The organism is Flavobacterium tyrosinilyticum (assembly GCF_023656565.1).
In the GTDB taxonomy this organism is placed as follows: domain Bacteria; phylum Bacteroidota; class Bacteroidia; order Flavobacteriales; family Flavobacteriaceae; genus Flavobacterium; species Flavobacterium tyrosinilyticum.
The window spans coordinates 858891-883773 of record NZ_JAMOKG010000003.1; the positions used below are offsets into that span (position 1 = coordinate 858891).

23 protein-coding genes and 1 tRNA gene are annotated in these 24883 nt (G+C 33.5%); 19 read left to right on the plus strand and 5 right to left on the minus strand.

Features of this window, described 5'->3' with window-relative positions:
* Positions 1-4: 4 nt before the first annotated feature.
* The 5 genes from NCC77_RS18005 (at position 5) to NCC77_RS18025 (ending at position 4106) form a co-directional block, all read left to right on the plus strand.
* Complete coding sequence (locus NCC77_RS18005; RefSeq protein ID WP_250836838.1) at positions 5-427, plus strand: DUF1801 domain-containing protein; 423 nt, start codon at positions 5-7, stop codon at positions 425-427.
* A 1-nt stretch (position 428) separates the two neighbouring features.
* Positions 429-1532, plus strand: coding sequence for an MBL fold metallo-hydrolase (locus tag NCC77_RS18010; protein ID WP_250836839.1), 1104 nt, complete (start codon positions 429-431; stop codon positions 1530-1532).
* Positions 1533-1681: 149 nt separating this feature from the next.
* Positions 1682-2806: a lactonase family protein gene (locus NCC77_RS18015; RefSeq protein ID WP_250836840.1), complete on the plus strand. Its 1125-nt coding sequence runs from the start codon at positions 1682-1684 to the stop codon at positions 2804-2806.
* Positions 2807-2913: 107 nt separating this feature from the next.
* Positions 2914-3435, plus strand: a complete 522-nt coding sequence (locus NCC77_RS18020; RefSeq protein WP_250836841.1) for a GNAT family N-acetyltransferase — start codon at positions 2914-2916, stop codon at positions 3433-3435.
* Between the two features lie 89 nt (positions 3436-3524).
* The gene (locus NCC77_RS18025; RefSeq protein ID WP_250836842.1) at positions 3525-4106 is read left to right on the plus strand and encodes an LOG family protein; all 582 of its coding nucleotides are present in this window, start codon (positions 3525-3527) and stop codon (positions 4104-4106) included.
* Positions 4107-4115: 9 nt separating this feature from the next.
* Here NCC77_RS18025 and NCC77_RS18030 read toward each other — a convergent pair whose 3' ends face one another.
* Positions 4116-4961 carry a helix-turn-helix domain-containing protein gene (locus NCC77_RS18030; protein WP_250836843.1) on the minus strand — a complete coding sequence of 282 codons (846 nt, stop codon included), beginning with the start codon at positions 4959-4961 and terminating at the stop codon, positions 4116-4118.
* An 85-nt stretch (positions 4962-5046) separates the two neighbouring features.
* Between NCC77_RS18030 and NCC77_RS18035 the strand changes: the two genes are divergently transcribed.
* The 6 genes from NCC77_RS18035 to NCC77_RS18060 all read left to right on the plus strand — a co-directional run bounded on the left by NCC77_RS18035 (position 5047) and on the right by NCC77_RS18060 (position 9866).
* On the plus strand, positions 5047-5439 hold the full coding sequence (locus NCC77_RS18035; RefSeq protein ID WP_250836844.1) for a DoxX family protein: 393 nt from the start codon (positions 5047-5049) through the stop codon (positions 5437-5439).
* 5 nt (positions 5440-5444) lie between these two features.
* Positions 5445-6395 (plus strand): polysaccharide deacetylase family protein, encoded by a 951-nt coding sequence (locus NCC77_RS18040; RefSeq protein WP_250836845.1) that lies wholly within the window; start codon positions 5445-5447, stop codon positions 6393-6395.
* Positions 6396-6674: 279 nt separating this feature from the next.
* On the plus strand, positions 6675-7142 hold the full coding sequence (locus NCC77_RS18045; protein ID WP_250836846.1) for an SRPBCC family protein: 468 nt from the start codon (positions 6675-6677) through the stop codon (positions 7140-7142).
* 414 nt (positions 7143-7556) lie between these two features.
* A complete protein-coding gene (locus NCC77_RS18050; protein ID WP_250836847.1) occupies positions 7557-7925 on the plus strand; it encodes an iron chaperone in 369 nt (122 codons plus the stop codon).
* Between the two features lie 6 nt (positions 7926-7931).
* The gene (locus NCC77_RS18055) at positions 7932-8615 is read left to right on the plus strand and encodes a 2'-5' RNA ligase family protein (RefSeq protein WP_250836848.1); all 684 of its coding nucleotides are present in this window, start codon (positions 7932-7934) and stop codon (positions 8613-8615) included.
* 114 nt (positions 8616-8729) lie between these two features.
* A complete protein-coding gene (locus NCC77_RS18060) occupies positions 8730-9866 on the plus strand; it encodes an acyltransferase family protein (RefSeq protein ID WP_250836849.1) in 1137 nt (378 codons plus the stop codon).
* On the opposite strand, the gene NCC77_RS18065 is transcribed toward NCC77_RS18060, so the two are convergent.
* The 3 genes from NCC77_RS18065 to NCC77_RS18075 are packed head-to-tail and all read right to left on the minus strand — an operon-like array spanning position 9840 to position 12824.
* Positions 9840-10202 (minus strand): VOC family protein, encoded by a 363-nt coding sequence (locus tag NCC77_RS18065; protein ID WP_250836850.1) that lies wholly within the window; start codon positions 10200-10202, stop codon positions 9840-9842. The two genes, NCC77_RS18060 and NCC77_RS18065, sit on opposite strands and share 27 nt — an antisense overlap.
* A gap of 3 nt (positions 10203-10205) precedes the next feature.
* Entirely contained in the window at positions 10206-10664 is a 459-nt protein-coding gene (locus tag NCC77_RS18070; protein ID WP_250836851.1) for a DUF4348 domain-containing protein, read from the minus strand.
* Positions 10665-10676: 12 nt separating this feature from the next.
* The gene (locus NCC77_RS18075) at positions 10677-12824 is read right to left on the minus strand and encodes a cation:proton antiporter (RefSeq protein WP_250836852.1); all 2148 of its coding nucleotides are present in this window, start codon (positions 12822-12824) and stop codon (positions 10677-10679) included.
* 292 nt (positions 12825-13116) lie between these two features.
* On the opposite strand from NCC77_RS18075, the gene NCC77_RS18080 reads away from it, so the two are divergent.
* The 8 genes from NCC77_RS18080 (at position 13117) to ypfJ (ending at position 24333) form a co-directional block, all read left to right on the plus strand.
* Complete coding sequence (locus tag NCC77_RS18080; RefSeq protein ID WP_250836853.1) at positions 13117-14544, plus strand: L-serine ammonia-lyase; 1428 nt, start codon at positions 13117-13119, stop codon at positions 14542-14544.
* Positions 14545-14788: 244 nt separating this feature from the next.
* Positions 14789-15607, plus strand: coding sequence for a 3-methyl-2-oxobutanoate hydroxymethyltransferase (gene panB / locus NCC77_RS18085; protein WP_095928867.1), 819 nt, complete (start codon positions 14789-14791; stop codon positions 15605-15607).
* Between the two features lie 135 nt (positions 15608-15742).
* A complete protein-coding gene (locus tag NCC77_RS18090; RefSeq protein WP_248727635.1) occupies positions 15743-16093 on the plus strand; it encodes a four helix bundle protein in 351 nt (116 codons plus the stop codon).
* A 65-nt stretch (positions 16094-16158) separates the two neighbouring features.
* The gene (locus tag NCC77_RS18095) at positions 16159-16848 is read left to right on the plus strand and encodes an RluA family pseudouridine synthase (RefSeq protein WP_250836854.1); all 690 of its coding nucleotides are present in this window, start codon (positions 16159-16161) and stop codon (positions 16846-16848) included.
* Between the two features lie 76 nt (positions 16849-16924).
* Positions 16925-18253, plus strand: coding sequence for an aldehyde dehydrogenase (locus NCC77_RS18100; protein ID WP_250836855.1), 1329 nt, complete (start codon positions 16925-16927; stop codon positions 18251-18253).
* 121 nt (positions 18254-18374) lie between these two features.
* Complete coding sequence (locus NCC77_RS18105; RefSeq protein WP_250836856.1) at positions 18375-19172, plus strand: DUF2189 domain-containing protein; 798 nt, start codon at positions 18375-18377, stop codon at positions 19170-19172.
* An 89-nt stretch (positions 19173-19261) separates the two neighbouring features.
* Positions 19262-23314 (plus strand): PAS domain S-box protein, encoded by a 4053-nt coding sequence (locus NCC77_RS18110; RefSeq protein ID WP_250836857.1) that lies wholly within the window; start codon positions 19262-19264, stop codon positions 23312-23314.
* Between the two features lie 164 nt (positions 23315-23478).
* Entirely contained in the window at positions 23479-24333 is an 855-nt protein-coding gene (gene ypfJ / locus NCC77_RS18115) for a KPN_02809 family neutral zinc metallopeptidase (protein WP_095928872.1), read from the plus strand.
* Between the two features lie 431 nt (positions 24334-24764).
* On the opposite strand, the gene NCC77_RS18120 is transcribed toward ypfJ, so the two are convergent.
* Positions 24765-24838: transfer RNA gene (locus NCC77_RS18120), tRNA-His, on the minus strand.
* Positions 24839-24883: the final 45 nt, after the last annotated feature.

The following is a 24883-nucleotide window of genomic DNA, read 5'->3' on the forward strand; positions in this document are numbered from 1 at the left end:
CCAAATGGCAAAAAATAAAACTACAGAAACTCAAAACAGTGTTACTGATTTTATTAACGCTGTCGAAAATGAAGCTAAAAGAAAAGATGCTTTTGAACTTCTTAAAACAATACAGGAAACAACCGGTTTTGAACCCAAGATGTGGGGACCAAGTATTATTGGTTTTGGAAGTTATCACTATAAATATGATAGCGGACATGAAGGCGAAGCACCATTAGCTGGATTTTCGCCAAGAAAAACAGCATTGACTGTTTATTTCTATTTGCCAGAAGAAAAAAGAGACGAACTTTTATCGAAACTAGGAAAACATACCTCTTCAAAAGCTTGCATTTACATCAAAAAATTGGCTGATATTGATATCGAAATCTTAAAAAAGATAATTTTGCTTTCTATTCAATACACTCAAAAATTATATCCCTCAAAATAAAATGATTATATTCTTAATTCTCGTATTTTTAATACTACTTGCCATTTACCAATTTCTTCAACATCCAAAATTTGGAAAAGCTCCTTCTGGCGAAAGATTAACTTTGATTCAAAATTCGCCTCAATATAAAAACGGAAAATTCGAAAATCAATCTTTTACACCCGACCTTGCAGAAGGAGAAAGTATGGCGGGAGTTTTGTTTGAATTCTTCTTCAAAAAAGTAGAAAGAAAAATTCCCACCGATTTGATTCCGTCTATAAAAACCAATTTGCATGAACTTTCTCTCGATCGAGATATTTTGGTTTGGTTTGGACATTCGTCTTATTTTATTCAGTTGGAAGGAAAACGATTTTTAATTGATCCTGTTTTTAGCGGAAACGCCTCTCCTATTCCTGGCACAACAAAATCTTTAAAAGGTTCTGATATTTATTCTGTCGACGATCTTCCAGAAATTGATTATTTACTGATTACACACGATCATTATGATCATTTGGATTACGATACGATTTTAAAATTAAAACCTAAAACAAAAAAAATTATCACGGCTCTTGGAGTTGGTTCTCATTTTGAGTTTTGGGGATTTCCATCAGAAAAAATTATCGAAAAAGATTGGTACACCACTATCAAATTAGATGAAAATCTAACGATTCATACTGCGCCATCAAGACATTTTTCTGGCAGAAGTTTTAAAAGATGCAATACACTTTGGACTTCTTTTGTTTTAGAAACTAAAGATTTTAAGATGTACTTGGGTGGCGACAGCGGTTACGATTCTCATTTTGCTGCAATTGGTGAAAAATATGGGCCATTTGACATCGCTTTATTGGATAACGGTCAATACAATGAAAAATGGAAATACATTCATAATATGCCTGAAGATGTAATAAAAGCAATGAAAGACCTGAAAGCAAAACGCGTATTTCCAGTGCATTCATCTAAGTTTTCGCTATCACTTCATGCTTGGGACGAACCTTTGAAAAAAGTAACCGAACTGAATAGTTTGGCTGAAAATCCGATTCCTTTAATTACACCAATGATTGGCGAAATCGTTGAATTGAAAAATGATAAACAAGAGTTTAAACAATGGTGGAAAGGGGTTAATTAATTATGAATTGTTAATTGTAATGTCACCCTGAGCCAAGTCGAAGGGCGTTCCGATTGGCACTTGGGCTTCGACTTCGCTCAGCCTGACAACAAGCACAGCACTTGAAACGTGAAACCTGAAACTTCAAACTTGAAACCTGAAACCAAAAAATGAAACCAAAAATATACTATTTCGCAATTGCATTTCTATTAACCATAAACCTATTTTCTCAAAATACTTATGTGTTTTTAGGATCGTATAATCGTGATAAAACAGCAGAAGCCATTCAAGTTTATCAATTGGATACATTGAGTGGTAAATTAACCAAAGTTACTTCGGTTAAGAATGTTGTCAATCCGTCTTATTTAACGGTTTCTCCAAACGGAAAATACATTTATGCTTGCACCGATACCAAAACTCCAAATGCAGGAAGCGTAAGCAGTTTTGAATTTAATCCGTCGACAAAAACATTGACTTTTTTAAACAGTCAGAGAAGCGGTGGCGAAAATCCCGTTTATGTAAGTGTTCATAAAAATGGAAAATGGCTTGCCAATGCCAACTATACCGAAGGAAGCGTTTCGGTTTATCCGCTTTTAGAAAATGGAAAAATCGATTCGATTGCTCAGAATTTTCAATATAGGGACGGAAGCGTAAATAAAGACAGGCAAACTCGATCTCACGTTCATTCTGCAGTATTCTCTCCTCAATGCGATTATTTGTTTTTACCCGATTTAGGCGCCGATAAAATTCGCTGTTATGCTTTTGATGAAAATCTGAAAAAGCCTTTAGTGGAAAATAAAAATCCATTTACCAAAACTGATTTAGAAGCTGGACCTAGACATTTTACTTTTCACCCCAATCAAAAATGGGGATATTGCATTGAAGAAATGGCAGGGCAAATAAGCGTTTACAATTATGAAAATGGTGTTTTGAATAAAATTCAGCGTATTGCCACGCATTCCGATAAAATAAAGGATGGATTTGAAAGCTCTGATATTCACATTTCTCCTGATGGGAAATTCTTATATGCTACAAATCGCGGAAAAGAAAACAATATTGCAATTTTCTCTATTGATGAAAACGGACATTTAAAAAGCATTGGTTATCAATCTACTTTAGGAAAACATCCGAGGATTTTTGCTCTTGATGAAAGCGGAAAATTTTTAGTAGCATCAAATGTATTGACCAGCAATGTTGTTGTTTTTAAAAGAGATTCTAAAACTGGATTATTAAAGAAAATAGGAAAAGAGATTAAAATGGAAAACGTTTCTTGTGTTCAGATTAAGCAGATTTAATTTTTTTGTTTCACGCAGATTTTGCTGATTATAGCAGATTTTATTTCTTGCTTTATTTTTTACATTCTGTCTAATTAGGCAAAAACTAATCATAAAAAACCAAAAAAATGGAAATATCAAACTTCAATTTACAGCCCGATTTCTTAGAAAATGAAATCTCAAAGTTAATTCCGTTAGAAGAAAAACATTTTGAGGCATTATTTGAAGCCGCTTCTGATCCGTTAATTTGGGAACAAAATCCGGCTAAAGATCGATATAAAAGAGACGTTTTTAGAGCTTATTTTGATATCATTATTACAAAAAGTCCGTTCTTAATTCTCGATAAACAAACCAACGAAATTATAGGAACAACGAGTTTCTACGATTACAATCCAGAAAAATCGAGCGTTGGAATTGGTTACACTTTTATTACCAGAAAATATTGGGGAGGCCCATACAATAACTCAAACAAAAAATTAATGATCGATTATGCATTTCAGCACGTTGATTCGGTACTTTTTCACGTTGGAGCAGAAAATTTCCGTTCGCAAAAAGCCGTCATAAAACTCGGAGCAGTAAAAATCAATGAACTGACATTTACTGTTAATGGTCTTGAAGTGCCTTACTTTGAATATGAATTGAAGCGATAATAGTTTGCAGTTTTTAGTCACAGTTTATCAGTTTCTAAATAACTTCTAACATTTAACTTCTAACACATAACCTTTTACAAAAAACAAAAATGAAAAGAATAACCGTTTTCTGTGCCTCTAGTTTTGGCACGGAAAAAATTTACGAAGAACAAGCAATTTTAGTTGGAAAAACTTTAGCTGAACAAAATATAGAACTAGTTTATGGTGGTGCAAATGTCGGTTTGATGGGCGCTGTAGCAGACGGCGCTTTAAACGCTGGCGGAAAAGTGATTGGTGTGCTTCCAAACTTTTTAAGATCTAAAGAAATTGCGCATTTAGGTTTAACCGAATTAGTTTTGGTAGAAAGCATGCACGAAAGAAAAACCAAAATGAACGATTTATGCGATGGTGTAATTGCACTTCCTGGAGGATTTGGAACACTCGAAGAACTTTTCGAAATGCTGACTTGGGCACAATTAGGTTTGCATAAAAAACCAATTGCTATTTTGAATATAAATGGTTTTTACGATTCGCTTATCGCATTACTGCAAACCATGACCGAAAAAGGATTGCTAAAAGAGGTTAATCGAGAAATGCTTTTGGTTAGCGATTCGATTGATGATTTATTAGAAAAAATGAGAAATTATGTTCCGCCAACAGTTGGAAAATGGATTGACAAAGCACAATCTTAGTTTTCAGCGTTATGCTCTATCAACATTTTTAAACTGCTTTTTATAGTCACTTGGATTTACTCCGTTATGTTTTTTAAACAATCGATTCAAGTGACTTGCATCGCTAAAACCAAATTCATACACAATCTCATTGATTTGCATACTGGTATATTTCAGTCGTGTTTCAATTAGTTTTATTTTGTACGCGATTGTATATTCCTGTATGCTTTGCCCTGTTTTGGTTTTAAAATACTCACTTATATATTTGGGCGAAATATTAAATGCTGACGCCATATTCGATGCCCTTAATTGATCTGGACGATAAATATTTTGATGAACATAATTCAATAAATCCAAACTTGGCACTGCATTAACTTCATTTATACTAAGAGGAGCCATAAGCGAAATATTTCTCGCTGCTATTGTTATAATCGTATTTAGAATTTGCTTTATAACTTCTTGCTGCTGCGGAAATTGGCTTTTTTCTTCTATAATAAGTGCTTCTATCATGGCTCTTATTAAAGGTTTGTCGATTATAGTTTTTAAAATACAGCCTGGCATATGATTGTGGTTATGGAAAATAAACTCCAATTTCTGAATCCAATCGCTGTTTTGTGTTTTAAGATAACTATCATTAAAGCGTATAAAGAAAAATTTCGTTTTCTCAGTGACTTCAAAACTATGTGTATCTTGAGGAAAAATCAAGAAAAACTTATCACTGCTATACGGCAATCGATGGTCGTTGATAATTTGAGTTCCTTTTCCTTCTAGAACAAACACCATTTCAAAGAAAGTATTTTTACGTTCTTTCGGTTCGTATTCTAGAACTTCTAAAAACTGAAGTTCAAAAGGACGGTGCAAGTTTCTAATTTCCATCTTCCAAAAATACAAATTATTCCAAAGATTGTACAAATTTTAAAAGGACGTTATCTGCAACTTTGTGCTATAAAATCACATCAATATGGAAACAACCTCATTTTTATTATTACGTCTTGCAATCGCAATCAGTATGTTTGGCCACGGATTAGTCCGTCTGCCAAAACTAGCCTCTTTCAGTAATTGGATGGTTGGCAGCTTTGAAAATTCGATGCTGCCTAAAATCATCGTAACACCATTTAGTTACATTCTTCCTATAGCCGAATTTGCAATTGGCCTTTTCTTATTATTAGGCATCTTTACTAAATCCTCTTTAATTGCAGGAGCAGTCGTTATGCTCATCTTATTATTTGGCACTTCGATGATTGAGAACTGGGAAGCTATTCCGTCACAATTAATTCACATCGCTTTTTTTGCTTTGCTTTTGCATTTTGCAGATTACAACAGCTGGGCAATTGATACTTTAATTAAAAAATAAACATCATGAGTTCAAGAAGAAATTTTATTAAGCAAACTGGAATCATTGGAATGGTTGGAATGATAAATCCCATTGAAACCTTTTCGGAAGTTTCAAAAAATGCACCTCTTTTCGTCCCACAAAAAACAAAATGGGCAGATGGTTCTAGATTAGTGGTTTCGATCTCCATGCAATTTGAAGCTGGCGGACAACCTCAAAATGCCGAAAGTCCCTTTCCTCAAAATATACAAAAAGGTTTTATAGATCTTCCTTCTGCAACCTGGTACGAATATGGATATAAAGAAGGTATTCCGCGTATGTTGGACAATTGGGATAAATTGGGTGTAAAAGTTACTTCGCACATGGTTGGAACCGCCGTTTTAAAAAATCCTGAACTGGCCAAAGAAATTGTACAAAGAGGCCACGAAGCCGCCGCGCACGGAATGAGCTGGAGCACGCAATACACTATGCCGTATGACGAAGAAAAAAAGTTTATAAAAGACGGTGTCGATGCCATAAAAAAAGTCACAGGCTTTACTCCTGTTGGTTACAATGCCAACTGGTTACGCCGAGGACAAAATACTCTGGATATTTTACAGGAACTTGGTTTTAAATATCATATCGATGATCTTAGCCGTGATGAACCTTTTATTATTCAGGTAAAGAATAAAGATTTTGCAGTCGTTCCGTATACACTTCGATGTAATGATATTGTTTTGATTGAAGGGAAAAACTTTTCGTCAGATCAATTCTTTCAGCAGGTCAAAATGGAATTTGACCAATTATATGCCGAAAGTGAAACACAACGCCGACAAATGTCAATTAGTTTTCATGACCGTATTGGAGGAACTCCGCAAATGGTAAAAGCAGCAAACGATCTCATAAAATATATGCAGCAACATCAAGGCGTAAGCTTTAAACGAAAAGATGAAATTGCAGAAATAGCACTACATGATAAAACCACAATTAGAGAATAAATTTAGATTGCAGATTGTAGATCGCAGATTGTAGATTATAAAGTCCACGCAGGTAAAAACTTGTGTGGATTTTTTTTATTAAATTTAGAGGTTCGAAAAAACGTATCAGTTATAAACCCAATCTTGTCATTCCGAGGAACGAGGAATCTCCGCAAGTAGCTCGTTACAGAATGTCGCCAATCGTTGTAGATCATCGCGTGTGATTTCTCCTTCGTCGAAATGACAAACGAAGCTTTTTTTACATTTTACATTTCACAAACAACATCTCACCAACAAAAAATGAAAACAGAAAACAACAAATATGCAAAGTCCGAAATGCTGATAAGAAAACCTGTTTCAGAAGTTTTTCAGGCTTTTATTGATCCTCATATTACAAGTAAATTTTGGTTTACAAAGGGATCTGGAAAATTAGAAGAAAATCAAAAAACAGAATGGACTTGGGAAATGTATGGTTTTTCGCTTTCGGTTACGACACTTGTTCTTCAGGAAAACAAAAAGATTGTAATTGAATGGGGAAATCCAGATGAAATCACTTTGGTCGAATGGGTTTTTAGTCCGTTGAATGAAAATGAAACTTTTGTGAGTATCACCAATTCTGGTTTTCATGGAGATACCGATAAAATAATCGATCAGGTTCGTAATTCGACTGAGGGTTTTACTTTGGTTTTGGCTGGAGCCAAAGCATATTTAGAGCATAATTTACAATTGAATTTGGTATTGGATCGCTTTCCTAAAGGACTTGCTTAGTCGAGATTTAACCGTAAAATTTTTTAACGCAAAGTTGGCAAAGATTTTACGCAAAGTAAGCGGAGTTTTTTTGAGAATCATTAAAATGAAAAGTTCACAAAGCTTTGTGTAGATAAAGCTTTCCGAACTTAAAATATAAATTCTGATTGATCTAGCAATTAAAAAACCTTAGCGTACTTTGCGTTAAAAATTTAACCGCAAAGAGCGCAAAGGTTACGCAAAGTACGCTAAGTTTTTTTTAAGAATTATTAAAATGAAAAGTTCGCAAAGCGTTATCTACACAAAGCTTTGCGAACTTAAAATATAGATTCTGTTAAGGTTCTTAATTAAAATACCTTAGCGAACTTTGCGGTAAAAATGAAAGACACTTTTTTAAATTTTGTACTCCAATAGGAACTTGAAAAAATAAAAAAAATGGAAACAAAGAAACCTGAAAATATAGACCAATACATTGGAGCATTCCCAAATGATGTTCAGGAAATTTTGGAGAAAGTTAGAATGACGATTCAGAAGGCGGCGCCAGATGCCAAAGAAAAAATCAGTTACTCGATGCCAGCTTTTGAACAGAACGGAATTGTTGTTTATTTTGCGGCTTTTAAAAACCATATTGGACTTTATGCATTACCAAGCGGACACGCTGCTTTTGCAGAAAAACTTTGTAAATATAAATCTGGAAAAGGATCTGTTCAATTTCCTTTAAAAGAAGCAATGCCTTATGACTTGATTACTGAAATTGTCAAATTTAGAGTCAAAGAAAATCTGGAAAAAGCAAAAAAGAAATAAACCACAATGAATTTAATCCAACATTACGATCAACTTTACAAAACATCTTCTGAAATCATTTCAGCAGGCAAATATGCTATTGATTCTGAACTTAAAAATGAATCTGATTCTCGTTTTGGAATCACGTTACTTATTCGCCCAAATGATGAAACTAAAGCTAATATTCAGACTTTCATTAATGAATTAAAAAAAGCCGAACCTGAGCAATATTTTTACCCAGATTCAGACATTCATATTACCATTATGTCGATTATTTCTTGTTCTTCAGCTTTTACCTTAGATCAGATTTCAACAAATGAATATATCGAGGTAATCTGCCGAAGTCTTGTTGATGTAGAGAAAATAAAAATTCATTACAAAGGCATAACTGCTTCTCCTTCGGCAATTATGATACAAGGATTTCCAAGCGACGAAACACTGAATAATTTAAGAAATAGACTTCGCGAAAATTTCAAAAATTCAGGATTACAGCAAAGCATCGATAGCCGTTATTCTATATCAACAGCCCATTCAACTATAATGCGTTTTCAAGAAAAACTTCATGACCCGAAAAAACTAATAGAAATAGCAGCAAAATTTCGTGATTATGATTTCGGAGAATTCGAAGTTAAAAATTTAGAATTGGTTTACAATGACTGGTATCAGCGTAAAAATACAACGCGAGTTTTGGGTGATTTTTGTTTGAGATGATTTACTTGAAACCAGAATAAATTTTGTTAATAAAACTTCTATTTTCGAGTTTTAAGCTTTACAAATACTTCTACCTTTGAGTTCAAAATAACCAAATTATACAAACTTACAACGGTGGATAAAAAACTTTACGGACTAGATCATTTACGTGCTTTTGCAATCTGTTTTGTTTTTTTATTTCACTATCAAGTTCCCTTTTTTGATTATCCAGAATGGCTTCCTGCAATTGCTAAATTTGGCTGGACAGGAGTCGATTTGTTTTTTGTTTTAAGCGGTTTTCTAATTTCTTCTCAGCTGTTTTTTCAAATTAAAAATGGCATCGAAATTTCGTTTAAAGACTTTTTTGTAAAACGCTTTTTTAGAATTCTGCCTGCTTTTTGGTTCGTCACAGCAATCTATTATCTTTTTCCTTTTTTAAGAGAAAGAGAAGCGCTTCCTTCTTTATGGAAACTTCTCACTTTTACTCAAAATTTTGATTTAAACCTTCAAGATTTTGGTACATTTTCACATGCTTGGTCACTTTGTGTAGAAGAACATTTTTATCTTCTTTTACCTCTATTTCTGTACTTTTTACTCAACACGAAATTCTTCAGCAAATCATATTGGCTGCTGATTATCTTTGTCTTGTTAGGATTTGTTTTTCGATTCTATAGCTGGGAAAAATTATATATTCCAATTATTGAAAATGATAATTCTTGGCTTTATTGGTACAAATATATTTACTACCCAACATACAATCGCTTGGACGGGCTTTTGATTGGAGTTTCAATTGCTGCCCTCTATCAATTTCTTCCTGAATTATGGAATAAAATCTCGAAATATGGAAATCTTTTACTGATTATTGGACTTCTAATATTATTTGCTGCTTATATTCTTTGCATCGAAGAAAGATCTTTTTACGCATCGCTTTTCGGATTTCCAGTAATTGGACTCGGCTATGGTTTTGTGGTTATGGGCGCAATATCTCCGGAAAGCGTTTTATACAAATGGAATTCTAAAACCACTAGTTTTATTGCAGGGCTTTCGTATGGAATTTATTTAACGCACAAAGGAATTATTCATATTACGCAGGAATTTCTCGCTTCTTTAAGCATTGATACAAGTAGTACAATCTCAATGTTAATTTGCATTATTACCTCTGTTGCAGCCGCATATTTGTTACATCAAATAATTGAGAAGCCATTTATGAAATGGAGAACAAGGTTTTTGAGTGAGAAAAAACTATTACTTGAACTTCCCAAAATGCCATAAAACTCCAGACGGATCGTGCAAAAAACATTCGCTTCCCCAATCTAAATATTTTATTGGAGTCAGTTTTACTCCTTCATATTTTGAAGGAAGATTTAGAGCTAAAAGTTCGCTGTAATAACGTTCGACATTATCCACTTCCAGAAAAATCATAGTATTTTCAATCCAATTTTTATCGTAGTAATCTTGAAGATAAAAAGCGATTTCTCCTGTTTTAAAAACTGAAAAATTTGATTCTAAAACCGTTTCTTCAAATCCTAAATCGCGATAAAAACTTCTAGCGATTTCAAAGTTCTTAGCACCTATAAAAGGTCGGATAGATTTAGCTCCGTGATTCATGTACTATAGATTTATGTCGTTATAATAAATTAAAAACCATTTATTACCGATCAGTTTAAATTGTCTTTCTACTTCAAAACCACTATCTGGAATCCAAAATCTTTCTGTGATTAAAGTGTCTGTTTTTACTAGTGAATGCAGGTATTCTTCAATTTCTGTTTTTTCAGCAACAGGAATTACTTGAAATTCCCAATTCTTTCTTGTCCAATTGTATTGCTCAAAACCAGAAACATGTTTTCCCTCTATCGGAAAATCAACTCTTGAAACTTGAAAAAGAGAATCAGAATGGAATTTTTTATTGAACTCATCAAAATTCTCAGGCAATTCTTTTTTTATGGGTTTTGCAATGCTATTACTTTTAATAGAAATTTCAGAATTTGATTTCGTCTCTTCTTTTACTTTATTACAATTTACAGCAATAAAAGCGAAAGCCAAAACAGGCAAAATAGTTGCGATTTTCATGAAGATTGGATTTTAGCTTTTCTTCAAAATACTTCCCAAACCACGTCCAATTTGTTCTATGGCTTCGATACCTTTTGCCAAAGGCGATGCAGTAAAATCTTCGTAAGCATCCATTGCACTTTCTTTTCTATCGTCTTGAGGATAAACAAGCATTACATTATTGCTGTCGAAATATTTTTCAAACTTCGTTGGCAATTTATCAAAGATAGACTGATAGGAAATAGACCCTTTTCGAGATAAATTGACAACTACCAAATCGGTTGGTTTTATTTCACCAGAAATGCTTTCAAAATCTTCCCAATCCGAAACATTTTTAAAGCCAAATTTGCTGTTCAGTTTTAAATGAGAAGCAATCTGCTGAATAGCCTGATAGGTTTTTTCTTCGCCGTAAATCACAATCGGAATACTTAATTCCTGTGCCAAACGGCTCACTTTTTGCATTAGCAAATGAAAACCAATTCCTCTTTCTGAAAATGGCGGACAAATGAAAACCAGTCTTTTTTCTTCAATAAAATTCTTTTGAAACCTACAGATAAACAAAGTCTTATCTACATTATTGATAATCGAATCTACATTTTCTCCAAAGATTTTATCAATAAATCCGGTCTTTCTTGGCCAGCCGACAATCACGATATCCGACATGATTTCTTTAGAAGTTCTTGCAATTCCGCTAGCAGGATTGTGATCGATTCTGGCAATAGTATTAATTTTTACTTCTGAAGCCGATCCTTGAATTACAAATTTGTCGGCGGCTTTTCTGTATTTTAAAATGTTCTTTTCCGCCTGATTATTGTTTGGAACAATCGTCAATAAAGTAACCGGATTTGATGATTTTTTATCTTTAATCAAAAGCGCAAAATCCAATAAACTTGCCGCAGCAGACGATTTTGCCAACGGAATCAAAATATGTTCGTCTAAGATTTGATCTCTGTCTGCGTCTTCATGTGAAATTTCTTCTTCGCAGATGGCAATTTTCTTTGCTGCTTTTTCAGTCGCAAAAGAAGCAACAATACAGGTAATCAGAATTAGGATAATCGTTCCGTTTAAGATATTTTCATCTAATATTTTAGCTTTAAATCCGACCAAAATTACAGCCAAAGTTGCCGCAGCGTGCGCACTGCTCAATCCAAAAATAAGCTGTCTTTCTGTTCGGGTATATTTAAAAACAATTTGAGTAAAAAACGCTGCAATCCATTTTCCAAATATGGCTACAACGCTCAATGTTCCTGCCACTATTAAAGCTGTTGGTCCGCTCAAAATAACGCTTACATCCACTAGCATTCCCACAGAAATCAAGAAAAACGGAATAAATAAAGAATTCCCCATAAATTCAATTCTGTTCATCAAAGCTGAAGAATGCGGAATCAGCGGATTCAAAGCCAAACCTGCAACGAAAGCTCCAATAATGGGCTCTACTCCTGCTACTTCAGCCAAAAAGGCGGCAAAGAAAACGACAGAAAGCACAAAAATATAATGCGCGTGTTTTTCACTTTCTAATTTCTTAAAAAACCATTTTGCTACACGAGGTATAATCAAAAACATAATAGCAGAGAAAATTGCTAATGAAATGATCAATTTAACCCAAAATGCCTGATTTAGATTTCCCTGACTGCTTCCCATAATTACTGCCAGAATAATCAAAACGGCAGTATCTGTTAAAATAGTTCCTCCAACCGTAATGGCAACAGCTTGATTTTTAGCAATTCCTAATTTACTCACAATCGGATACGCGACCAAAGTGTGTGTAGCAAACATACTTGCTGTCAAGAAACTCGCATTAAAATCATATTTCAACAAATAAAAACAAACAGGAAATCCTATTGAAAGCGGAAGAATGAAGGTAAAAAAGCCAAAGAGCAAACTCTTGTTTCTATTGGCTTTAAACTCGTTCATATCCAATTCTAAACCTGCAATAAACATAATATACAAAAGCCCGATTGTAGAAAATAAATCTACTGCAGAGTTTTTTGCCAGAATATTTAAGCCATGCGGACCAATGATAACACCAGAAATAATAAGTCCGATGATTCCAGGAATATTTATTTTTTTTAGTAAAATGGGACAAAGCAGGATTATAAATAGTATTAATGAAAAAATCAATACTGGATTGCTTAGTGGTAATTCGAATTCTTGTAATAGATGTCTGAAAAATTCTATCATAGGGTAACTTTATCTTCTTGTGGCATTATTATTTGTAAAAAGACGTTTTCAGAATTAAAACAAAATCCATGAAGTATTAATAATAAAGACTCGAGTAATACAAGTCGTTCTTTTACAAAAATACCTAAAAAACACGAACTTTTTACGGAAAGTGCATATTAAGGTTTTAAATTTATTTCGTTGCCGAATTATTAAATTTTAATATTTATTTTAACAAATACGCAAGATTAACATTAAAAAAGAAATCATCATTGCATTATTCGATTATCTTTGTCTTAACAAAAAATGAACAATGGAAGAATGTATCTCTGTTTTTGATATGCTTAAAATTGGCGTTGGCCCTTCAAGCTCACACACTTTGGGTCCTTGGCGCGCTGCTGAACGCTTTCTAGAAGAACTGAAAGAAGAAGCAATTTTAGACGATATTACAAGGGTAAAAGTCGATTTATATGGCTCGCTTTCTTTAACTGGAAAAGGCCACGCAACAGACCTTGCTGTAATGCTAGGATTAAGCGGACAAGATCCTGAATATATTCCTGTAGAGGATATTGCAGGAATTATTAAAAAAATCGAAACCACAAACGAAATCCATTTGGGCAACCAAAAAGTGATTCCGTTCTTTTTTCTTCAAGACATTGTTTTTAATAAAGACTTTCTTCCGTTTCACGCAAACGGACTGAAATTTACGGCTTACCAATCTGACGATTCAGAATACGAATCGACTTTTTATTCTATAGGTGGTGGCTTTGTGGTAAAAGAAGAACGTACAAATGCCAAACTGAAAGAGGTTATAAAATGTGCCTTTCCTTATCCCATTCAAAACGCAGCAGAATTATTAAATTATACCGTTACTGAAAACAAATCGATTTCTGAAATTGTATACGAAAATGAAATTTCGATGCGTCCAGAAGCCGAAGTGCATTCGGAATTAATGCGTATTTGGAATACGATGTTGGAATGTATGTATATTGGTTGTCATTCTGAAGGAATTCTTCCAGGCGGACTTCACGTAAGAAGAAGAGCTTTTGATATGCACCAAAACTTAATTGGATTATCTAATTATACTGATCCGCAAAGCTGGTTGGAAGAAATTAGAAAAACGGAAGTTAAATTCCGTCAAATCTTAAAATGGGTAAGCTGTTTTGCACTTGCCGTTAATGAAGTAAATGCTTCTTTAGGCCGTGTGGTTACTGCTCCTACCAACGGAAGTTCGGGTGTTATTCCTGCTGTTTTAATGTACTACATGGTTATTGAAAACCATAATGCAGGCGAAAAAGAAATCAAACAATTTTTGATGGTGGCTGGTGAAATTGGAAGTATCTTTAAAAAAGGTTCTACTATTTCTGCAGCAATGGGCGGATGTCAAGCTGAGATTGGCGTTTCGTCTTCAATGGCTGCGGCTGCTCTTTGCGAATTAATGGGCGGAACACCTGCGCAGGTTCTTATGGCTGCTGAAATTGCCATGGAACATCATTTAGGTTTAACCTGCGATCCTATTGGCGGTTTAGTTCAAATTCCATGTATTGAAAGAAATACAATGGGTGCCATTAAAGCCATAAACGCTGCTGAATTAGCTTTAGAAACCGATTCTAAAAATGCTAAAGTTCCATTAGACAAAGTGATTAACACCATGTGGGAAACAGCAAAAGATATGAATTCAAAATACAAAGAAACTTCTGAAGGAGGTCTTGCAATTGCTGTAAACATGGCTGATTGCTAAAACTTAAAATAATTATTGCCAAAGATCAAAGGTTTTTTGGACTGATGAAAAATCCTTCTTAAAACCTTTAATCTCTGTCAAAAAATCTCAAAAATTACTACACAATTACTTTATTGTAATGGAAAACAGTCAATTTCTATTAGAATTTAAAGACCGAAAACCATTTTCTCTCGAAATATTCTATAATTGCTAATTCCCTTTTTACAATTATTCAATACTTTTACAACATCAAAAAAACATTAAAATGTCAGTAGCAAAAAAAGATTATAAAAGAATCACAACAAAGTCATTAATTGAAATGAAAAGCAACGGAGAGAAAATCTCTATGCTTACTGCGTATGATTATACAATGGCAAAAATTGTTGATACCGCTGGTATCGATGTAATTTTAGTTGGTGATTCGGCATCAAATGTAATGGCTGGTCACGAAACGACTTTGCCAATTACTTTAGATCAGATGATATATCATGCTTCTTCTGTAGTTCGCGCTGTAGAAAGAGGTTTAGTTGTAGTTGACTTGCCTTTTGGAAGTTACCAATCTGACCCAAAAGAAGCTTTGCGTTCTTCTATCAGAATTATGAAAGAAAGTGGGGCTCATGCTGTAAAATTAGAAGGCGGAAAAGAAATTAAAGAATCCATTAAAAAAATATTACATGCTGGTATTCCTGTAATGGGGCACTTAGGCTTAACACCTCAATCTATCTACAAATTTGGAACTTACAGTGTTCGCGCTAAAGAAGAAGAAGAAGCTGAAAAATTGATTGAAGATGCTCAAATGCTTGAAAAAGTGGGATGTTTTGCTGTTGTTTTAGAAAAAATCCCAGCAGATCTGGCTAAAAAAGTAGCTGAAAGCATTTCGATTCCAGTAATCGGAATTGGAGCTGGAGGCGGTGTTGACGGTCAGGTTTTAGTAATTCACGATATGTTGGGAATGAACAATGAATTCAGCCCTCGTTTCTTACGTCGCTACTTAAATCTTTATGACGAAATGACTAAAGCAATTGGTCAATACGCTGCAGATGTTAAGGCTAGTGATTTCCCGAACGAAAAGGAACAATACTAAGTCCAGACTGGCTTAGATTTTTAGACATACTTAGACTTCTTAGATCTGTGCTTAAATTTATTTAATCGCTAAAACTCTAAGAAGTCTAATTTTTGAAATTTAGGCTCTTAAAAAAATTACTAACTAAATTAAGCTATGCATCAATTTAAAGAGCTTTTGATTTGGAAGAAGAGCAGATCGTTTTGTTCTAAAATTTATTCTATAACAGCCACATTTCCTAGTGAAGAAAAATTTGGAATAATCAATCAACTAAGAAGAGCTGCAGTATCAATTCCTTCTAATATTGCAGAGGGTTCTTCAAGAAATTCAAATAAAGATTTTGCTCGATTTTTAGAAATTGCTATTGGATCAGCATATGAAGTCGAAACGCAACTTTTAATTTCATCTGATTTAGGATTTATAAATGAAGAAAATACATCTGAATTAATTGATTTATTGGAAGAAATCACCAAAATGACATCCCGATTTAGAGCTACATTATTATAAAATCAAAAAATATAAGACAACATCTAAGAAGTCTAAGCATGTCTAAAAATCTAAGTAAGTCTAATATGAAAATTATTTCAGACAAAAACAATCTCCAAATTCTGCACGAAGACAACCATATTATTGTGGTCAACAAACGTGTGGGTGATATTGTGCAAGGTGATAAAACGGGCGATAAACCTTTGTCTGATGTTGTGAAAGAATATATTAAAGCCAAATACAACAAACCTGGAGATGTTTTCTTGGGTGTTATTCATCGTCTAGATAGACCTACAACCGGAATTGTTGTTTTTGCTAGAACCAGCAAAGCTTTATCGCGTATGAATGAATTGTTCAGTAATCGCGAAACCCAAAAAACATATTGGGCTGTTGTGAAAAATAAACCAAAAGACGAAAAAGCAAAATTGGTTCATTATTTAAAAAGAAACGAAAAAAATAACACTTCAAAAGCGCATTTAAAAGAAGTTCCAGACAGCAAATTAGCCAGTTTAGATTACACTATAATTAAAGAACTTCAGAATTATACTGCTCTGGAAATCAATTTGCATACGGGTCGTCATCATCAAATTCGTGCACAATTAAGTGCAATCGGATCGCAAATTAAAGGAGATTTAAAATATGGCGCAGACCGAAGCAATCCCGATGGAGGAATCCATCTTCATGCCCGAAAACTAACTTTTGTCCATCCTGTTTCAAAAGAGAATATCACAATTATTGCCCCTACTCCAGATGATCCTATTTGGAATGCTGTCTGATTTTTATGATTTAATTGTTAATTTATTAATTTTTATCGATTAACTTGCATAGAGAAAAAATCAAGAAAATCGAAAAATGGACTTTAAAAGCGACATCAGATATCGAAAGGAGACTCTAAAAAAGTTATTATATAATATTCAGAAAAGCGAAGATTTAATTATAAAAGCTTTATATGATGACTTTAAAAAACCAGAGTTTGAGGCTGTTTTAACCGAAACTAATTACGTTATTTCAGAACTTAAGGATACGATTAAAAACCTGAGTAAATGGGCAAAACCAAAACGCGTTTTTCCATCTCTGCTTAATTTTCCCTCTTCCGATTATCTTTACAAAGAACCTTATGGAGATGTATTAATCATTGCTCCTTGGAATTATCCTTTTCAGCTTGCTTTGTGTCCTCTCGTCGCTGCAGTTGCTGCAGGAAATAGAGTCGTTTTAAAACCATCTGAACTTACACCTCATACCTCTGCCATAATTGCAAAAATTATAGAAAAAACATTTCACATTAATCACGTAGAAGTTTTTGAAGGCGGTGTTGATGTTTCTAATAAATTATTGGCGCAGCGCTGGGATTATATCTTTTTTACAGGAAGCGTTGCTGTTGGTAAAATTGTTGCAAAAGCGGCAGCTGAAAATTTAACTCCCGTTACTCTTGAATTAGGCGGAAAAAACCCTTGCATTATTGATGAAACAGCCGATTTAAAACTGGCCGCCAAACGAATTGTATGGGGAAAATTTATCAATGCAGGACAAACTTGCATTGCACCCGACTATATTCTAATTCAGAAAAACATGAAAGTCAATTTCATTTCTTATATGATTGAAGAAATCCTAAAAGCGTATGGAAAGAAAATTGACAAATCTCCTGATTTTGCAAGAATTATAAATACAAAAAATTGGTATCGTTTGACCAATATGATTCAAGGTGAGCACATTTTGTTTGGCGGAGAAAGCAATGCTAGCGAACTTTATATTGCGCCTACTCTTCTTGAGGAACCAGATTTGGACAGTGCGGTTATGAAAGAAGAGATCTTTGGTCCTATTTTGCCGATTCTTGTTTACGAAAATGAAAATGACATCGAAAATATTGTGAGTCGTTATGAGAAACCTCTTTCATTTTACATTTTTAGCGAAAATAATTCATTTGCAAAGAAATTAATTTCAAAATACTCTTTTGGAGGGGGATGTATCAACGATACCGTTATTCATTTTTCTAACAATAGACTGCCTTTTGGCGGTGTTGGATATAGCGGAATTGGTGCTTATCATGGCAAACGAAGCTTCGACACATTTTCTCACCATAAAGCAATTGTAAAAAAAGGAAATTGGCTTGATTTACCTATGCGCTACGCTCCTTACAAAGACAAATTGGGTCCCATAAAACGAATTTTAGACTGGCTATAACAGCAGTTAAAAACATTTAGGAATGTTTTGTAGATTTTTATACGGAATTGATTAAAAATATTATATTTACGTCAAGATACCTTTCAAATATTACAAGTCTATAAAACAATCTTACATAAAAATGAAATCTACACTTAACCAAATTGAGGACATTAAAAAAAATGGCTTTTCCCTTGATTTTGCTACAGTTTTTAATCACGCTTTCGAAAATTATAAAAAAATAGCGCTTTACTCTGGACTTATCATCCTAGTTTTTTCAATTATTGCAGCCGTCGCTTTTATGGGTATAATGATTGCCTATTTTGGAGCCGAGGCGATGACAAAAGATTTTATCCAAAATTTCGAGAACCAACAATTCACTTCAATTCAACTCGTAATTCAAACTGTTGCTGTTTCAGTCGTGGCAGGAATTACTGCTCCATTTGGTGCTGGTTTCCTAAAAATGGCCGATTCTGCAGACAAAGATATTGAGTTCAATGTTTCCACTATTTTCACTTATTACAAAGCACCCTATTTTGCACAAATTTTTGTTGCAGCTTTTATTCCAGCAATTTTAGGAACTGCGATTGCTAATTTAATCGAAAGCTCAGGAATCGTATTTGTTGGAAATATTATTTCGTTTATGGTTTCTTACTTTATGTACCTTTCCATTCCACTGATTGTTTTTGGAAACCTTAAAGCAATAGATGCTATAAAATCTAGCCTAATTATCGTTACAAAAAATCCGCTTAACATATTTGCTTTTTTTATCATAGGTTTCCTTGGTTCAATGGTTGGTTTTATTGGCTGTTGCGTCGGAGTCATATTTACGGTTGTTTTTAACAGCTCTATGATTTATGCGACTTATTTCGCCATTTTTGGGACACAATCTGAGGAAGAAGATTCAATTGATTCAATCGGGAAATACAATGTAGATTAAAACCGAAAATTCTTATTTACCGAGAACTTAACCACTTCTTTTAAGAATTTTCAAAAGGCTATTTACTAAACCAACATACCCCAAATTCTATGGTCGCAAACTATAGTTTTTTCAATTCGGTTATTTCAGGAATTTCCACTGTTGGGAGTACCTTAGAATCAATTATGACTGGATGGTATGTTTTTAATTCCGATATCATTTACTACAACAACCATAAACTTTTTGTTTTAGGCTTATCACTTTTTGCTTTCCTTTCGCTCTTGGTTTATCAGTTTTTTAGAATTAAAGCTAAAATTGGATATTTCATCGAAAAGAAAAAAGAACAAGATGCTGTTGGAAGAGAATACCAGCTTTATATCTTGTTTTTTGGTATTGCGGTAATTGTAATCGAAATAATAAACGAAATTTTCAAAATAAGACCCAAAAGCCTCTTAATTGTAAATGTTTCAATTGGGGTTTTGGTACTTATCATTTATACGATAACCGAAAAAATTAAATGGATAAGAGATAAAATCCAGCAGCTTTTTATTTCCAGCTTTTTTATTTACATCAGTTACGTCGCCTACAACATTATTACACTAAAAAATGATGTCGTACCTATTATTGTTTTCCTTATTTCTTTTTTCTTTTCGTACAACATCCTTAAACCCATAAAGATTTATTGGGCCTTCGTTGCTTTAACGTTTACCTTTCTAATTACGACGCTAGCATTTCAATTTATTCCAATAAAATCTTCCATCTTATTACTTAATTTCTGCATTCTAATTTTTATCATAAATCAAGTAAAATATGCCGTTTTATTAAACAATCGCGACAATTTTAGATTTGCAAACGAAATTGTCCATAAAGGAAATTCACTTACAATAGCTTCCAATCAAAAAGGCGAAATACTTTTCTGCAGCGAAACCGTAACTCCTATTTTAGGATACCAGCCCGATCAGGTTATGGGATTGAAATTCTGGGAATTAACCCAAGATCTAGAATCAGAAGAAAAATTCAATCCTGTTAGAGACCAAGAAAACAAACTTTATATTAGAAAATTAAAAACTGAAAACGGCGAATACAAATACATTCAGTGGAAAGACAAAAAGTTTTCAGAAGATTTAATTATTAGCATTGGACAAGATGTTACCGAACAAGTTATTGTTCAGGATCAATACAAAAACCTAATCGAAACGGCCACCGATATTATTTTTGAAATAGACGCAGAAGGTCATTTTACTTTTATAAATGAATTTGGTATTTCTGCTCTTGGATATTCTCAAAACGAAATAATCAAAAAGCATTATTCCAATTTTATTCATGATAATTACATCAATAGTGCTGTAGATTTTTACGAAAATTTGGTTCTTAATGAAAATAATTATCCCATTATTGAAATTCCTATTTTGAAGAAAAATGGTGACGAAATATGGATGTCTCAAAAAATTATTGTTCGTAAAAATGAATTAGGATTAACAATTGGTTTCTCTGGAATTGCAAGAGATATTACCGAGAAAAAAAACATCGAAAACGAGAAAAAAAGACGCCTTAAAAAAATTGAAGCTTATAATAATTCAACCAAAAAATTATCAACAACAGATTTTAGCAAGTACGACGAATTAAACACTGTTATCGATTTAATATTAAAAGAAGCGGCTTCTATAAGCAACACTAACCGAGTAAGCTTTTGGAAATATGACAATGATTTAATTACCTGTAAAAATCTTTTTAGTCTTGACAATCAAAGTTTAAGCGACAAAAACATTCTAAATAAAGAGTCCTATCCTATTTATTTTGAAACCTTAAACAATAAGGCAATTATTAACGCACCAGATGTATTCAACAAATTGGAAACATCTGAGTTTCAAAAGCTTTATTTTACAAAAAACAACATCAAATCAATGCTAGATGTACCTATTTTTTTAACAGGGCAATTAGCAGGTGTTGCTTGTTTTGAAAGTACAGAACAAAAGCGAGAATGGGACAATGAGGACATTAATTATGCGAGAACCATATCAGATGTAATTTCTCTTGCCATTTCTTCACAAATGCGTTTAGAGGCAGAAAGAAAATTGGAACTTAAAAGCCAGCTTTTATCTGCACTTTCTTTATGCACAGAGAAGTTTCTGCTCAGCAAAACGACTCATCAAATGTTTCAGGAAACGTTCAATATTATTGGAAAAGCAGCCAAAGTAGATCATATGTATTATTACGAAAAAGATGTAATCTATAATACTGTAAGCCAAAAATATAAATGGTCACGAGAGGGGGTTGTCCATCAAATTACCCCTTTGCATCATATGACAGAACAAAATCTTCAAGAAATATATGATGTGGCATCACAAAGAAAAATCCTAAATATATTTACAAGAAATCTTAATGAAGGTTTTTTCAAAAAACTTCTCATTGACAATGAAATACAATCTATCTTAATTTTACCTATTTATATTAATGATCTTTTTACAGGCTTTATTGGTTTTGATGATTGTACAACCGAAAGAAAATGGACTGAAGATGAAATAAATATCTTTCAGGTATTGGCAAATAATATTTCATCGGCGTTAGAAAGAAACCGAAATGAAACTAAAATTATTGAAAGCGAAGAGAAATTTAAACTGATTGCAAACAATATTCCTGGAACTGTTTATTTATCAAAATTTGATGCTTTCTCGACCAAAATATTCTTAAACGATGAAGTTTTAAATCTTACCGGATATTCAAAATCTGAATTCATTGAAAATAATTTGTCTTTTCTATCGTTAATTCATCCTGATGATAAAGAAGAAGTAATTAACAATCAAATCGATAATCTACAGCACGGAATGCCTTTACATAACGTGTATCGCATTCAGCGCAAAAGTGGCGAATTTATTTGGATAGAAGAATTTGGAGATGTAATTAAGCGAGACGATGAAATTGAATTTGTGGGCGGAATCTATTTTGATATTACAAGTAAAAAAGAAATAGAAGATGCGATAAAAGCCAAACAGCTTGCTGAAGCTGCAAACAAATCAAAATCGGACTTCTTGGCTAATATGTCGCACGAAATTAGAACTCCTCTAAACGGAATTATTGGTTTTACACACTTATTAATGAAAACGGATTTGGAGGAAATTCAAGAAAAATATATGACCACGATTAACCAATCGGCTCATTCCCTTCTTGAAATTATAAATGATATTTTGGATTTCTCAAAAATTGAAGCAGGAAAACTAGAGCTTTTTATTGATTTATATGACATAAAAAAAATCTTAGGGCAAGTTTTCGATCTAATTGTTTATGAGTCTAACAAAAAGAATCTGGAACTCGAATTGAATATTGATCCCGATGTTCCTAAATATATCTGGACAGATATTGTTCGTCTCAAACAGATTTTGATTAACCTGCTTTCAAATGCGGTTAAATTTACAACAGAAGGTTCCATCAAACTAAACGTTTCGGTTTTAGAAAAGAACCATGGCAACCATTACGTTATCCGTTTTGCTGTAATTGATACCGGAATTGGAATTCTTGAAAAAAATCAGAAAAAAATATTCAAAGCTTTTCTGCAAGAAGACAGCTCAACAACAAGAAAATTTGGAGGAACAGGATTAGGCTTAACGATATCTAACCAATTGCTTGCTTTAATGGAAAGCCGTTTACAGCTAGAAAGTAAAATTGACGAAGGAAGTACTTTTTTCTTTGATTTAAATTTAAAAACAAGCAATCACAGCATTAATGATAAATACAATGCCGAGCTTAAAAGTTTGAATATTAACTTAGATGCCGACGAAATTGAGACAAACGACAACAATATTACCTTTTTAATTGTAGAAGATAATAAAGTAAACATGCTTCTTCTTAAAACAATTATAAAAAACCTGTATAATAATGCTTTCATTTTTGAATGTGAAAACGGATACGAAGCCATTCAACAATTTGAAAAAATTAATCCGACCATTATTTTTATGGATATCCAAATGCCAATTATGAATGGTTATGAAACTGCAAAAGCAATTAGAAACACTAAGAAGGGCCGTGATGTTCCTATAATCGCTGTTACAGCAGGCGCGGAAAAAGAGGAACGAAACAAATGTATTTCGGCCGGAATGGATGATTACATTTCTAAACCAATTATGAAAGGAAGTGTTGAAGAAGCACTAGTTAAATGGCTGGGGTGATTTTTAGTTTTCAGTCTCGGTCGCAGTTTTCAGTTTCAGCAAACAATCTTAAACTGAAAACTGCGACCGACAACAAAACATAAACGTTTCAATTGTAAAATTTATCATAAAAAATCTATAAATTCGTACAACGTTTTAAATAACAAGTTAAAAAACAATTCAATATGAAATGGCAAGGAAGAAGGCAAAGTGATAATGTCGAAGACAGAAGATCAATTTCTGGTGGAGGAAAAGCAATAATTGGCGGAGGAGTTATTGGGATCATCGTTTTGCTTCTGAATGTTTTTGGCGGCGAAACAGGTCAGCAAATAGCGCCAATACTAGAACAAATGCAAGGCGGACAAGGCCAACAGACCGAAGCTGCAGCTCCATTAAGCAAGGAAGACGAAGAAATGGGAAATTATGTAAGAACTTTGTTAGCGTACAATGAAGATACGTGGACTAAGATTTTTGCAGAGCATGGAATGACATACGAAAAACCAAAATTAGTTCTCTTTAAAGGTGCTGTACAAACTGCCTGCGGTGGAGCATCATCTGCTTCGGGGCCTTTTTATTGTCCAGGTGACCGCAAAGTGTATATGGACTTGGATTTCTTTGAAGAATTAAAAACTAAATTTGGTGCGAAAGGAGGCGATTTTGCCATTGCTTATGTAATTGCGCATGAAATTGGGCATCACATTCAAACTTTAATGGGAACATCTTCTAAGATGCGTCAGATGCAGCAAGGAAAAAGTGACGCCGAAGCTAATAAATTATCTGTAGCATTAGAATTACAGGCTGATTTTTATGCTGGAGTTTGGGCGCATGATAACCAAAAAGATCTAGATGTTGGAGATATTGATGAAGCTTTAAGTGCAGCAAATGCTGTTGGAGACGATGCAATACAAAGCAAAATGCAAGGACACGTTGTTCCAGATTCTTTTACTCACGGAACTTCAGAGCAAAGAATGTACTGGTTTAAAAAAGGTTTTAAAACTGGAGATATAAATCAAGGAAACACATTTGAAGAAATTCGATAATACATAAAACCAAATATAATAACCACCAAAAAAAGTCCAACTTAGCAGTTGGGCTTTTTTAATGAAATTCCAATAAAAAAAATTCCAAATTCCAATCTTTAATTCCATTGAAAAACTAAAGAATTACAAAAAAAATCCTTGTTCTCCTTAAATTATTCATCAGCATATAAAAACATAACTAGCGGTTTCAACCGCTGGAACGCAACGTTACCACAACGTATATCCTTATCGTTCCCGCGGTTGAAACCGTGGGCTATATTTGAAATACTAAGTTTTTAATTCAAGCTTTCTTTAATGAAATTCCAATAAAAAAACTCCAAATTCCAAGTTGTTCTACTTTTGGAATTTGGAATTTTTTTATTGGAATTTTACTTTTTTTGTTTCGTCAGAAAACAAAAAAAGCCTTGAATTTCTTCAAGGCTTTAAATCTGGGTGGCTGACCGGGTTCGAACCGGCGACCCGCGGCACCACAAACCGCTACTCTAACCAGCTGAGCTACAACCACCATTTTTCTGCTTAGCGAGTGCAAATATAGAACAAAGGTTGAGTT